Here is a 12,626-nt window from a genome sequence, read left to right as displayed (position 1 = left end):
GTAGCCCCTCGGTCGGACATCATGTCCGGGAACCGAGAAAACGTACGGTGGGAAAACGCCCGGGCCGCGCGACTGGTTCCCGCGCGGCCCGAGAGGGTGTCAGAACGTCCTGGTCAGACGGCACTCCCGGCGGTCCATGCGCTCCACGCCATGTTCCAGCCGTTGAGGCCGTTGTCCGGAGCGACCGTTGCGTCCGGGGAGTTCTTGACGACCACGACGTCCCCGACCAGCGAGTTGTCGTAGAACCACTTCGCGGTCGTGTCCCCCTGCGCGCCCTGCACATCGGCCATTCCGACGCAGCCGTGGCTGGTGCCCTCGCGGCCGAACGGCGGGTTGCCCTGGTTGTACCAGTAGTTGCCGTGGATGAAGGTCCCGGACGTGGTCAGTCGCATGGCGTGCGGCACATCCGCTATGTCGTACTCGCCGCCCAGCCCGACCGTCTGGCTGTTCATACGGGTCTGGGTGAACTTCTCCGAGATCACCATCTGCCCGTTGTACGTCGTGTGTTGCGGACTGCCGGTCGAGACCGGGACCGTCTTGACGGTCTGGCCGTCCCGCACCACCGTCATGGTCTGCGTCCGGGCGTCCACCGTGGAGACCTGGGAGCGGCCGATGGTGAACGTCACGGTCTTCTTCTGCACGCCGTAGATGCCGTTCGCGCCCTGGACCCCGTCCAGGTCGATCTTCATCGTGACCTTGGAGCCGGCCTTCCAGTAGTCCTCGGGCCGGAAGTCCAGCCGCTGGGTGCCGAACCAGTGCCCCACGACCTGCTGCCCGCTGCTGGAGGTCACCGTGATGTGCGACTGCACGGCCTTCTTGTCGGTGATCGCCTTGTTGAAGTCGAAGGACACCGGCATCCCGACACCGACCGTCGTGCCGTCGTCGGGCGTGTACGTGCCGATGAAGCTGTTCGCCGAAGAGACCGTCGTGAAGATGGAGTTGGCGGCGGCGATCCGGTTGTTCGCGTCCTTGGCGGTCGCCGAGATCTCGTACTTCGTCCCGCGCTCCAGCTGCTCCTTCGGCTTCCAGGACGCCCCGTCCGCGGAGATCTCCCCGGCGACGGCGGTGCCCGTCCCCGCCACCGTCATCTTCACCTCGGTCAGCTTCCCGTCGCTGACCCTCACCCCGGTCGCGTTGATCGACGCGTCGGTGGAACCGTCCTTGGCGCTGATGGCGATCGTCGCGGTGGAGGTCTTGGCGGAGTCCTTCGAGTCCTTTCCGCCCTTGGCGTTGTCCGCGTTGGCGCTGCCACCACAGGCGGTGAGGGTCAGGGCGCCGACCATCAGGGCGGCACTGGCCCCCAGTACGCGCCGCGCTCGCATGTTCGGCGTTGTCACGGGCTTCTCCAGGTCTCTTGATGTGCGTGATCCGCTTGAGTACGTGGAGAAAGAGCCGAGGCCCCGGTGCGGAGTTCCCGTGGATGCCGGGTGAAGACCGCCGCGTGACAGAACCGGGACAATCGCCCGCCGTGTCCCCTATCGCCCCCCGTACAACTCCTCGTACGACGGCCACGATCCGCCCGGCCCGTCGACCGGCACAGCGGCGCGCACGGCCCGCACGATGGCGCGCGTCACCAGGTCCGCGCCCGCCGCGAGCACCCCGTTGAGCGCGAGGGGGCCCGCCGGGGCGAGCGGCCGCGCGCCGGTGGCCAGCGCGAACACCGTGTCCCCGTCGTTGAGCAGATGCACGGGCCGTACGGCACGCGCGATGCCGTCGTGCGCCGTCCCGGCGAGCTTCTGCGCCTGTGCCTTGGTGAGGTCGGCGTCGGTCGCCACGATCGCGAGCGTCGTGTTCAGCGGAGGGCGGCCGCCCCTCGCCGCAGCCTCGGCGAGCCGGCGCCGAGCGGCCTCGTGCACCTCCGGCGCGGGCAGATCGACCCGGCCCTGGGCCAACTCCCCGTACAGGGCACCCGTCGACGGCTCCGACACCGAGCCCACCGCGTTGCACACGACCAGTGCGCCCACGGTGATCCCCGAGTCCAGCACGGTGCTCGCGGTGCCGATCCCGCCCTTGAAGGGCCCGACCGTCGCACCCGTGCCGGCCCCGACGCAGCCCTCCACCACCGGCGCGCCCGGCTCGCTCGCCGCGGCCGCCTCGACCGCCGCCCGGCCGACGGCCGCGTCCGGACGCGCCTTGAAGTCGCCGCCGCGCCCCAGGTCGAAGACACAGGCGGCGGGCACGACCGGCACCACGTGCGCGGGATCGGGGCCGACGCGCACCCCGCGCCCGCGCTCCTCCAGCCAGGCCATCACGCCCGACGCCGAGTCGAGTCCGTATGCGCTGCCTCCCGTCAGGACGACCGCCTCGACCTTCTGCACCAGGTTGCGGGGGTCGAGCGCGTCGGTCTCCTTGGTGCCGGGCCCGCCGCCGCGCACGTCCACGGCCGCGACGGCCCCGCCTTCCGGGGCCAGGACGACGGTGGTCCCGGTCAGCCAGCCCTCCCCGGTCCGTGTGGCATGGCCCACCCGGAGGCCCGCGACATCTGTCAGAGCGTCAACTGTCATGCCTCCATGATCCGTCGATGCCGGGTGTCCGGTGACCCGTCGGCGCCGGTCATCGGCCATTGCCGCCGGCCGGCTGGTGACTGCGCCTGTCGGCCGGCCGGTCGGTACCGGTGCCCGTGCCTGTCAGCCGGCCGGTCGGTATCAGCGCCGGGGCGCTGCCTGGCGGAAGGACCGGCCCCGGGGCCCGGCGTCGCGGACGTACGCTGGGGGCATGAGCACCACCCCCGCCCGTGCGCCGCGCGACGCCAAGCCCGACCCCAAGGACGCCCTTGTCTTCGACGACCCGCTGAGCCGGCCGTCCTCGGACGACACCGACCAGGGGTGGGGCGAGCGGCCCGCCACGAGCGGTGACAGCGCGGCCGACCTGGCGCGTTTCCTCGACGAGAAGCCGCCACACCACCTGTGAGTGCTCCCGGGCAGGGGGCGGTCGGCCGGGCGATGCCCCTTCCACCTCGGTCCGCTATGACCCGGTACGTCCCGAGCTGTGCTGGGCCACGAGAGCGTCGCGTATCTCCTTGAGCACCTGCAGCTCGGTGACCTCCATCACCTCGTCCGTGCCCTCCTTCGCCTTGCGCCGAGCCTCCTGCCGGGCCAGGAACCTGGACATGGGCAGGACCATCAGGAAGTAGACGACGGCCGCGGTGATCAGGAAGTTGAGCGTGGAGCCGAGGACCGAGCCCCACAGGATCCGGACCCCCGTCGCGTTCGCCCCGGTACCCGTGCAGGGTGCCTTGAGGCAGGAGCTGTAGTTGTCCAGGCTCTGGGTGCCGAGCGCACCCACGACCGGGTTGATGACGCCTTTCACCACGGAGTTCACGATGCCGGTGAAGGCGGCGCCGATGACCACCGCGACCGCCAGATCGACGACGTTCCCGCGCATCAGGAACGCCTTGAACCCCTGCAAGACGCTCGGCGCCTTCTTCTCGCTCACCGGTGAGCCCCTCCTCGACTGCACATGTTGCGGAACAAACAGCTCCGCAACCTACGTCAGGCCCTCCCGCATCTGTCCAGCCCGAGGGCCGGTAAACCGGGCTCGGCGCCCGGCCGACGGGTGTCCACGGCGTGCTCAGCACAGCGTCACCGCCAGCCGTGAGGTCGCGCCGGCACCGGCCAGGCGCGCGGCCGTGGCGCGCGGCACGGAGAGCACCACCAGCGCGCCGCTCTCCGTGGGCTCGACGTCAGGCACCCGCATCACCCGGGCCCCGGGCGCGACCACCGCCGCGCTGCCCGCGCCGTCGGCCGCGATCACATCGACCCGGTCGCCCGGCCGTAACAGTCGTACCGTCGCCCCGTCCGCGATCCGTACGGGGGCCGTGACCATCTCCACGGGGCGTGGTGCCCCCGCCGGCCCTTCGGCCGCCCTGGGGTGTCTGCCGGTGCCCGGATGTCCCCGCGCCCCCTCGGAGCCGCCGGGCCCCGCCGCGACCAGCGCGGCCGCGGTGACCGCGAGGCCGACGGCCACGGCCCGCCTCCGGTGCCGCAGCAGACGGTGCAGGCCATGCCGCCCGCCGCGCACACGCAGGGGCGCGAAGTGCGGCACCGCGCAGGTCGGGGGCGCGCCCGAGTGGTCTCCGAGACCGCCGAGGTCCGGCGGGTGGACGGTGTTGGAGTGGGGCGGGTGGACGGTGCCGGGGTGGGGCGGGCGTACGGGAGCGTGGGGGTAGGGCGGAGAGAGCCGAGCCATGGTGATCACCACCTGTGTCGTGGGAGCGGGACGCCGTCCACGATGAGGCTTCGCGGCGCCGCTCGCCGAGCCCCGTGGACCACCGGCCGATTGTGGACAACTCGCCCACCCGAACGGGGCGTTCCGGGCGCCCGCGCGACATTCCGACGGCACAGCATCACGACGTCACGGCATCACGGCAGCTCGAAACCCGGATCCATCCCACCCAGCGCGGTCGTGCACAGGCAGTCGCGCGTCTCGGCCGCCGGCAGCCCCGCGACCGCGTCGAACAGCACGCCCCGCAGCCGGTCCACGTTGGCCGCGAACACCTTCAGCACCTCGTCGTGCGAGACGCCCTCACCGGTCTCGGCCCCCGCGTCCAGATCCGTGACGAGGGTCAGCGACGTGTAGCACAGCTCCAGTTCACGGGCGAGCGCGGCCTCGGGGTGGCCGGTCATGCCGACCACGGACCAGCCCTGCGCCTGGTGCCACAACGATTCGGCACGGGTGGAGAAGCGCGGGCCCTCGACCACGACCAGCGTGCCGCCGTCCACCGGCTCCCAGTCCCGTCCGCGCGCCGCCTCCAGCGCGGCCTTCCGTCCGACGGGGCAGTAGGGGTCGGCGAGCGAGACGTGCACCACGTTCGGGACGGTGCCGTCGGGCAGCGGGAGCCCGTCGAAGTACGTCTGCGTCCGGGCCTTCGTACGGTCCACCATCTGGTCGGGGACGAGCAGCGTCCCGGGGCCGTACTCGGGGCGGAGCCCGCCCACGGCGCAGGGTCCGAGCACCTGCCGTACGCCGACGGAGCGCAGCGCCCAGAGATTGGCGCGGTAGTTGATCCGGTGCGGCGGGAGGTGGTGGCCGCGACCGTGACGGGGGAGGAAGGCGACCTTTCGGCCGGCGATCTCACCGAGGAAGAGGGAGTCGCTGGGTGCTCCGTAGGGGGTGTCGACCTGTATCTCGGTCACGTCGTCGAGGAACGAGTAGAAACCCGAACCGCCGATGACCCCGATCTCCGCCCTGACCCCGTTTTCTGCGTTCGCCATGGCGAGCACAGTAGCGGGCCCCGGACAGCACGAATCCCCCCGTCGCCTTACGAGATCAGGACGGAAGGGGGGAGTGGGGGGAAGCCTGCCTGCCCCGCCGTCGTGCGACAGCGGGGCCTCAGAACGTGCCTTACGCGGCGGAGCTGGACGTCGTACTGCCCGACGACGAGCCGGAGCCGGTCGACGTCGAGGAGGAACTCGACGACTTCGACGACGACGCCGGGCTGCTGCTCGAGGACGAGCCGCGGCTGTCGTTGCGGTAGAAGCCGGAGCCCTTGAAGACGATGCCGACGGCGGAGAACACCTTCTTCAGGCGGCCACCGCAGTTCGGGCACTCGGTCAGCGCGTCGTCGGTGAACTTCTGCACCGCCTCGAGGCCCTCGCCGCACTCGGTGCACTGGTACTGGTAGGTCGGCACTAGTCTTCCTCCTGGCACTCTGACTCGATGAGTGCTAACGACCATCCATAGTGACGCATTCCTTGCGATCAGTCCACCGTGGCAGGGGAGCGGTGACCCACGCCACGTGCCACGGTGCGTCCGCGCGGCCGTCCCGCGAGGCGTGACCGCAGGGACACCAGGGTCACCAGAGCCAGCACCGTGCCCCCCATCGGGACGAGGAATCCGGCGCCGCCCCACAGACGGTCCTCCAGCTGTCCGGCGACGGTGACGGCGGCCGCCTGGCCGAGCGCGACCGCCCCGGTCAGCCAGGTGAAGGCCTCGGTGCGGGCGCCCGTCGGGACCAGTCCCTCGACGAGCGTGTAGCCGGTGATCAGGGCGGGGGCGATGCACATGCCCACGAGCAGGCCGAGGCCCGCCAGGAGGACCACGGAGTGCGCGGTCCACAGGGAGGAGGCGGCCAGCGCCAGGGCCGTGTAGCCGACGACGAGACGGCGCCGCGGTGACACCTTCCAGGCGAGGGCGCCGCAGACGACGCCGGAGAGCATGTTGCCGGCGGCGAAGACGCCGTACAGGACGCCGTTCAGCCCCGGGGAGCCGATCGACTCGCTGAACGCGGCGAGCGAGACCTGCATGCCGCCGAAGACGGAACCGATGCCCAGGAAGGTCACGATCAGCACCCGCACCCCGGGGACGCTCAGCGCGGAGTCGTGCTGCACACGCGCGTGCGTCTCGGCGGCGACGGGCGGCTGTGTGCCCTTCTGCGTGGCGAACAGCACGCCGCCGACCAGCGTGAGCGATGCCTCGGCCAGCAGGCCCGCGGCCGGGGCCACGGCGGTGCACAGGGCCGTCGCCAGCAGCGGTCCGAGCACGAAGGTCAGCTCGTCGGTGACGGACTCGAAGGCCGCCGCCGTCGGCATCAGGGGCGAGTCCTTGAGCTTCACGCCCCAGCGGGCCCGCACCATGGGGCCGACCTGGGGCACCGAGGCACCGGTCGGGACGGCCGCCGCGAACAGCGCCCACAGGGGTGCGTGGGCCAGCGCGAGCGCCGTCAGGGACGTGGCCGCGAGGGCGTGCGCCAGGACGCCGGGAAGCAGCACCGCCCGCTGGCCGTGGCGGTCGGCGAGCCGCCCGCTGTAGGGCGCGAAGAGCGCCATGGAGACGCCGGTGGCCGCCGCGACGGCGCCCGCGGCCCCGTAGGAGCCGGTCGTGTGCTGGACCAGCAGCACGATGGACAGGGTGAGCATCGCGAACGGCTGTCGCGCCGCGAAACCGGGGAGCAGGAACGTCCAGGCGCCGCGGGTGCGCAGCAGCTGTCCGTAGCCCGGACGGGACGACTTCGAGGTGACCGTGGACACCACGGCCCGTGCCTTTCTGCCGCCTGGTAGCGCGGCCCCTTCTGTGGGCCCGTTCGCCGTGCGAGGGCGCGCCGAGAGCTGTCCTCTTGCGCGGACTGCGGTAGATACCGGCGCCCACTGCTCAGGGGGTCCGGCCGCCATACGGTCGCGCCAGCTCTGCGTCAGGCAGAGTTGGTTCGATCAAGGTCGCCTTGATTGTACAGAGGTGGGGGGTGAGTGCACCTGTGAAAAGGCGCACCATCGGGCCCTTCACCTGCGATTGCCGACGGTGCGCCGACGCCGTCAGGACCCGGCCGCCCCGTTCCCCAGCCCCAGCCAGCCGGCCAGCTTGCCGCCCTGGCCCACAGCCCTCAGGCGCCGCTCCGCCGCGTCACGGACCTCGTCCGTGGCGACCACGAGGAGTTCGTCCCCGCGTCGCAGCACCGTCGAGGGCAGCGGCACGAACGAGGTGCCGTCCCGCACCACGAGGGTGACCGCGGCCCCCGGCGGCAGCCGTAGCTCGCTGATCTCCACGCCGTGCATCCGGGAGCCCTCGGGGATCGCGACGGACAGCAGATGCCCGCGCAGCCGCTCCAGGGGCGCCGACTCGATGCCGAGGTCGGCGGCCTCGGGGCCCTGGCCCAGACGCAGGACGCGGGCCAGCCACGGCAGGGTCGGGCCCTGGACCAGGGTGTAGACGACGACGAGGACGAAGACGATGTTGAAGATGCGGCGGCTGCCCGCGACACCGTTCACCATCGGGATCGTCGCCAGGATGATGGGGACCGCACCGCGCAGCCCGGCCCATGACAGCAGTGTCTGCTCCTGCCACGGCACCCGGAACGGCAGCAGGCTCAGCACCACGCTCAGCGGGCGCGCCACCATCGTCAGCACCAGCCCGATGACGAGGGCGGGCAGCACGTCGGCGCCCAGCTCGTGCGGGGTGACCAGCAGACCGAGCAGGACGAACATGCCGATCTGGGCGATCCAGCCGAGCCCCTCCGCGAAGCCGCGCGTCGCGGGCCAGTGCGGCAGTTTGGCGTTGCCGAGCATCATCGACGTCAGGTACACGGCGAGGAAGCCGCTGCCGTGGGCGAGCGCGCCGCCCGCGTAGGCCATGACCGCGATGGCCATGACGGCGATCGGGTAGAGGCCGGAGGCGGGCAGTGCCACATGCCGCAGGCCCCAGGAGCCGAGCCAGCCCACCGCGAGGCCGATGGCGGCGCCGACGGCCAGCTCCGCGCATATCTCCAGCACCAGCCGGTACCAGTGCTCCACCGGGCCCGCGCTGGAGAAGGCGACGACGAGGATGACCACCGGGGCGTCGTTGAAGCCGGACTCGGCCTCCAGAACGCCCGTCACGCGCGCGGGGAGCGGGATCTTCCGCAGGACCGAGAAGACCGCCGCCGCGTCGGTCGACGACACCACCGCTCCGATGATGAGCGCCTGCCGCCATTCCAGGCCGCTCGCGTAGTGAGCGCCGGCCGCCGTGACGCCGACGCTCACCGCGACGCCGAGGAGGGCCATGGAAGAGGCCGCGGGGAGAGCCGGCCTGATCTCCTTCCACTTCGTGCCGAGGCCGCCCTCGGCCAGGATCACGACCAGGGCCGCGTAGCCGATGACCTGGGTGAGCTCGGCGTTGTCGAAGTGGATGCCGCCCACCCCGTCCTGCCCCATGGCGATGCCGATACCCAGGTAGACGAGCAGGCTGGGGAGCCCGCTGCGCGACGAGACACGGACGGCCGCCACCGCGATGAGCAGGACGAGCGAACAGACGAGCAGGAGCTGGTTGAGGTGGTGGACAGTCAGCGGCCGTTCCCTTCTCGCCAATCCGCGGCGCCGTCGTGGGGGCGCCTCGGGCCCGGCAGGAATCGGGTTCCGCCGGGATGTTCAGGACAGGTACTTCATTACCTTACCTAAGTCTTGACGCTTTCTTGACGCTTCGAGGCGCATGATCGAACTCCCGCCCGGGGCGCGTTCCCGACTCCGCGTCAAGGCGGTGCGGGCCCTGCGCCTATGGTTGCTCCCAGCGCTCAGTAGAAAGCACAGCCCGCCCTGCCGCTCGTGTTAGGACAGCAAGGACAGCGATGCCCCCCAACACCACCGCCTCTTCCGGCCAGAAGCCCGGCAAGTCCGGCAGGAAGAAGGGGCGCAGAGCCCGTCTGCTCATGATCGTCCTGGTTGTGGCCCTTGTGGGCGGTTTCAGCTACGGCGGTTACTGGTCCGTCAGTACCGTCCGTGCCTCGTTCCCGCAGACCAAGGGTTCGATCACGCTCCAGGGCCTGTCGGGTCCGGTTCAGGTCGAGCGTGACGGCTACGGGATCCCGCAGATCTACGCCTCCTCGGACGAGGACCTGTTCATGGCGCAGGGATTCGTCCAGGCGCAGGACCGGTTCTACGAGATGGACGTGCGCCGCCACATGACATCCGGGCGGCTGTCCGAGATGTTCGGCAAGAGCCAGGTCAATAACGACGAGTTCCTGCGCACCCTGGGCTGGGACCGGGTGGCGCAGCAGGAGTACGACACCAAGCTGTCGTCCGCCACCAAGAAGTACCTCCAGGCGTACGCCAAGGGAGTCAACGCCTATCTGCAGGGCAAGGACGGCAAGGCCATCTCCCTGGAGTACGCGGCGCTGTCCCTGACCAACGACTACCGTCCCCGGGCGTGGACGCCGGTCGACTCGGTCTCCTGGCTCAAGGCGATGGCCTGGGACCTGCGCGGCAACATGAAGGACGAGATCGACCGCTCGCTGATGACCAGCCGGCTCGGTCCGAAGCAGATCGCGGATCTGTACCCGGAGTACCCCTACGACCGCAACAAGCCGATCGTCCAGACCGGCCAGTACGACGCCGTCACCAAGGCTTTCGAGGACAGCAACTCGGGCGGTCAGTCGACGACCGGGACCTCCGTGACCGGTACGTCCACGTCCGGTACTTCCTCGACCGGAGGGACGACCTCGACCGGTACGTCCACGGCCGGATCGACGAAGTCCGGAGGTACGACCTCCGCCGGCACCGGCCTGCAGGGTCAGCTGGCGCGGCTGTCCACGTCCCTCGACAGCCTCCCGACGGCCGTGGGCGTGAACGGCAACGGCATCGGCTCCAACTCCTGGGTCGTCGCCGGCAGCCACACCATCACCGGCAAGCCGCTGCTGGCCAACGACCCGCATCTGACGGCCTCGCTGCCCTCGGTCTGGTACCAGATGGGCCTGCACTGCACGCGGCTCTCCAGTTCCTGCCACTTCGACGTGAGCGGGTACACCTTCGCCGGTATGCCCGGGGTGGTCATCGGCCACAACGAGAACATCGCCTGGGGCATGACCAACTCCGGTGTCGACGTCACCGACCTCTACCTGGAGAAGCTGTCCGGAGACGGCTACCTCTACGACGGCAAGGTGAAGCCGTTCACCAGCCGCACCGAGACGATCAAGGTCGCCGGAGGGGACTCCAAGAAGATCGTCGTCCGCGAGGCGAACAACATGCCGTTGTTGTCCGACCGCGACGACGAGTTGGTCAACGTCGGCAAGAAGGCCACCGTGAACACCGCGGCGCCCGACCGCGGCGACGGCTACGGGGTCGCGCTGCGCTGGACCGCCCTGGACCCCGGCACCTCCATGGACGCCGTCTTCGCGCTCGACAAGGCGTCGAACTGGGACGAGTTCCGCGCGGCGGCCCGCTCCTTCGACGTGCCCTCGCAGAACCTGATCTACGCCGACATCAAGGGCAACATCGGCTATCAGCTGCCGGGCAAGATCCCCACGCGCGCGTCGGGCGACGACGGTTCGGTCCCGGCGCCCGGCTGGGACGCCAAGTACCAGTGGACCGGCTACATCCCGCAGGCCGCCCTGCCGTACGAGTACAACCCGAAGCGCGGCTACATCGTCACCGCCAACCAGGCCGTGATCGACAAGGGCAAGTACCCCTACACCCTCACCACGGACTGGGGCTACGGCACCCGCAGTCAGCGGATCACCGACCTGATCGAGTCGAAGATCAAGGGCAACGGCAAGATCTCGACCGACGACATGCGGCAGATGCAGCTCGACAACAGCAGCGAGATCGCCAAGCTCCTGGTGCCCAAGCTGCTCAAGATCGACGTCGCGGACAAGCATGTCCGTGAGACGCAGAAGCTGCTGGAGGGCTGGGACTACACCCAGGACGCCGACTCGGCGGCGGCCGCCTACTTCAACGCCGTCTGGCGCAACATCCTCAAGCTCGCGTTCGGCAACAAGCTGCCCAAGGAGCTGCGGGTCAAGGGCCAGTGCCTGTGGGTCGAGCCGGCCGACTCCACCGGCCCCGCGGACGCGGACCAGAAGGTGCGCGAGTGCGGCCAGCGCGAAGCGGACCAGGCGCAGCCCGACGGCGGCGACCGCTGGTTCGAGGTGGTGCGCACCATCATCGACGACGAGAAGAACGACTGGTGGCAGACGCCCAAGACGCGCACCGACCCGGCCGCCACGACGCGTGACCAGCTGTTCGCACGGGCCATGAAGGACGCCCGCTGGGAGCTGACCGCCAAGCTCGGGAACGACCTGGACACCTGGAGCTGGGGCCGGCTGCACCGGCTGTTCCTGAAGAACCAGACGCTGGGCACCGACGGCCCCGGTCTCCTCCAGTACATGCTCAACCGCGGGCCCTGGAAGCTCGACGGGGGCGAGGCGACCGTGAACGCCACCGGCTGGAACGCGGCGGGTGGCTACGGCGCGGTCTGGGTGCCGTCGATGCGCATGGTGGTCAACCTGGCCGACCTCGACAAGTCCAAGTGGATCAACCTGTCCGGTGCCTCGGGCCACGCCTACAGCGCCCACTACACCGACCAGACGGACAAGTGGGCCCAGGGCGAACTGCTGCCGTGGCACTTCACCAAGGACGCGGTCGACAAGACCACGACCGACACCCTGGTGCTCAAGCCCTGATCCCGGGTGCCGGGTGAGACCCGGTGAGAGAACGGCCCTCCACGCGTGCGTGGAGGGCCTGTTTCCTGTGGAGCGGCCGTCCGCGGCCCGTCGGCGGTCAGCGGAAGCGGCGCACACCCGAGGGCGTCACCACCGCGTGCACGGGACGGTCGTGGGGCTCTTCGGGGACGCGTTCGACGACCTCCGTGTCGTACAGGAGCACCACCAGAGCCGGGTCGGCTCCCGCGCGCTCCAGACGGGCCAGCACACGGTCGTAGGAGCCCCCGCCGCGCCCCAGGCGCATGCCGCGCGCGTCCACGGCCAGGCCGGGCAGCAGCACCGCGTCGGCCTGGCGCACGGCCTCCGGGCCCAGACGCTCGCCCACGGGCTCCAGAAGGGCCATCCGGGAGCCGCGCCGGACAGGAACGAGGGAGTCCGGTCCTGTGTACGCGCCCCAGTCCAGGTCGTTGTCCGGCAGGAGCACCGGCAGCAGGACGCGGACGCCCCGCGCGCGCAGGGCGTCCAGGAGGGCGAGGGTGCCGGGTTCCTCCCCCACGGAGACATACGCCGCGACCGTGCGCGCGTGCGCGAGTTCGGGAAGCTCCAGGGCCCGCTCGGCGAGCGCGTCCGCGGCCAGGCCGACGTCACCCGCCGTCAACCTGCTTCTCATCGAGAGGAACCCTCGCCGCAACATTCGTTTGTCAGGCTCCGCCTCGTGTTCCCTGGGAACCACTGGTCACCGCCCTGCCTTCCTTGATCTGCTCATATGAGAGCAAATTAATCG

At 70.6% G+C, this 12,626-nt stretch carries 11 protein-coding genes; 2 read left to right on the top strand and 9 right to left on the bottom strand.

Going from position 1 to position 12,626, the window contains the following annotated elements:
* Positions 1-113: 113 nt before the first annotated feature.
* Positions 114-1,337 carry an Ig-like domain-containing protein gene (locus tag ACFY2Z_RS09370; protein ID WP_390743575.1) on the bottom strand — a complete coding sequence of 408 codons (1,224 nt, stop codon included), beginning with the start codon at positions 1,335-1,337 and terminating at the stop codon, positions 114-116.
* A 138-nt stretch (positions 1,338-1,475) separates the two neighbouring features.
* Positions 1,476-2,504: a P1 family peptidase gene (locus ACFY2Z_RS09365; RefSeq protein ID WP_390743574.1), complete on the bottom strand. Its 1,029-nt coding sequence runs from the start codon at positions 2,502-2,504 to the stop codon at positions 1,476-1,478.
* Between the two features lie 211 nt (positions 2,505-2,715).
* Here ACFY2Z_RS09365 and ACFY2Z_RS09360 point away from each other — a divergent pair, with 211 nt between their 5' ends.
* Positions 2,716-2,910 carry a hypothetical protein gene (locus ACFY2Z_RS09360; RefSeq protein WP_390743573.1) on the top strand — a complete coding sequence of 65 codons (195 nt, stop codon included), beginning with the start codon at positions 2,716-2,718 and terminating at the stop codon, positions 2,908-2,910.
* 54 nt (positions 2,911-2,964) lie between these two features.
* Here ACFY2Z_RS09360 and mscL read toward each other — a convergent pair whose 3' ends face one another.
* From mscL to ACFY2Z_RS09330, 6 genes are all read right to left on the bottom strand, one after another.
* Positions 2,965-3,435 carry a large conductance mechanosensitive channel protein MscL gene (gene mscL / locus ACFY2Z_RS09355; protein ID WP_390743572.1) on the bottom strand — a complete coding sequence of 157 codons (471 nt, stop codon included), beginning with the start codon at positions 3,433-3,435 and terminating at the stop codon, positions 2,965-2,967.
* Between the two features lie 135 nt (positions 3,436-3,570).
* Positions 3,571-4,188: a hypothetical protein gene (locus ACFY2Z_RS09350; protein ID WP_390743571.1), complete on the bottom strand. Its 618-nt coding sequence runs from the start codon at positions 4,186-4,188 to the stop codon at positions 3,571-3,573.
* A 173-nt stretch (positions 4,189-4,361) separates the two neighbouring features.
* Positions 4,362-5,213: an S-methyl-5'-thioadenosine phosphorylase gene (locus ACFY2Z_RS09345; RefSeq protein ID WP_390743570.1), complete on the bottom strand. Its 852-nt coding sequence runs from the start codon at positions 5,211-5,213 to the stop codon at positions 4,362-4,364.
* 130 nt (positions 5,214-5,343) lie between these two features.
* On the bottom strand, positions 5,344-5,631 hold the full coding sequence (locus ACFY2Z_RS09340; RefSeq protein WP_390743569.1) for an FmdB family zinc ribbon protein: 288 nt from the start codon (positions 5,629-5,631) through the stop codon (positions 5,344-5,346).
* Positions 5,632-5,699: 68 nt separating this feature from the next.
* Positions 5,700-6,971 (bottom strand): MFS transporter, encoded by a 1,272-nt coding sequence (locus tag ACFY2Z_RS09335; RefSeq protein WP_390743568.1) that lies wholly within the window; start codon positions 6,969-6,971, stop codon positions 5,700-5,702.
* A 279-nt stretch (positions 6,972-7,250) separates the two neighbouring features.
* Entirely contained in the window at positions 7,251-8,777 is a 1,527-nt protein-coding gene (locus ACFY2Z_RS09330) for a potassium/proton antiporter (protein ID WP_390743567.1), read from the bottom strand.
* A gap of 257 nt (positions 8,778-9,034) precedes the next feature.
* On the opposite strand from ACFY2Z_RS09330, the gene ACFY2Z_RS09325 reads away from it, so the two are divergent.
* Positions 9,035-11,863: a penicillin acylase family protein gene (locus tag ACFY2Z_RS09325; protein WP_390743566.1), complete on the top strand. Its 2,829-nt coding sequence runs from the start codon at positions 9,035-9,037 to the stop codon at positions 11,861-11,863.
* A gap of 97 nt (positions 11,864-11,960) precedes the next feature.
* Here ACFY2Z_RS09325 and ACFY2Z_RS09320 read toward each other — a convergent pair whose 3' ends face one another.
* Positions 11,961-12,512 carry a 5-formyltetrahydrofolate cyclo-ligase gene (locus tag ACFY2Z_RS09320; protein WP_390743565.1) on the bottom strand — a complete coding sequence of 184 codons (552 nt, stop codon included), beginning with the start codon at positions 12,510-12,512 and terminating at the stop codon, positions 11,961-11,963.
* Positions 12,513-12,626 lie beyond the last annotated feature (114 nt).

The sequence above is a fragment of the Streptomyces sp. NPDC001222 genome (assembly GCF_042896945.1).
In the GTDB taxonomy this organism is placed as follows: domain Bacteria; phylum Actinomycetota; class Actinomycetes; order Streptomycetales; family Streptomycetaceae; genus Streptomyces; species Streptomyces gibsoniae.
This window is presented reverse-complemented; position numbering and strand designations above follow the sequence as displayed.

What these genes read in the sequence shown, in the direction of transcription:
- ACFY2Z_RS09320 (WP_390743565.1), bottom strand. Translation starts at nt 12,512, where the DNA reads ATGAGAAGCAGGTTGACGGCGGGTGACGTCGGCCTGGCCGCGGACGCG.
- ACFY2Z_RS09325 (WP_390743566.1), top strand. Translation starts at nt 9,035, where the DNA reads ATGCCCCCCAACACCACCGCCTCTTCCGGCCAGAAGCCCGGCAAGTCC.
- ACFY2Z_RS09345 (WP_390743570.1), bottom strand. Translation starts at nt 5,213, where the DNA reads ATGGCGAACGCAGAAAACGGGGTCAGGGCGGAGATCGGGGTCATCGGC.
- ACFY2Z_RS09360 (WP_390743573.1), top strand. Translation starts at nt 2,716, where the DNA reads ATGAGCACCACCCCCGCCCGTGCGCCGCGCGACGCCAAGCCCGACCCC.
- ACFY2Z_RS09350 (WP_390743571.1), bottom strand. Translation starts at nt 4,188, where the DNA reads ATGGCTCGGCTCTCTCCGCCCTACCCCCACGCTCCCGTACGCCCGCCC.
- ACFY2Z_RS09365 (WP_390743574.1), bottom strand. Translation starts at nt 2,504, where the DNA reads ATGACAGTTGACGCTCTGACAGATGTCGCGGGCCTCCGGGTGGGCCAT.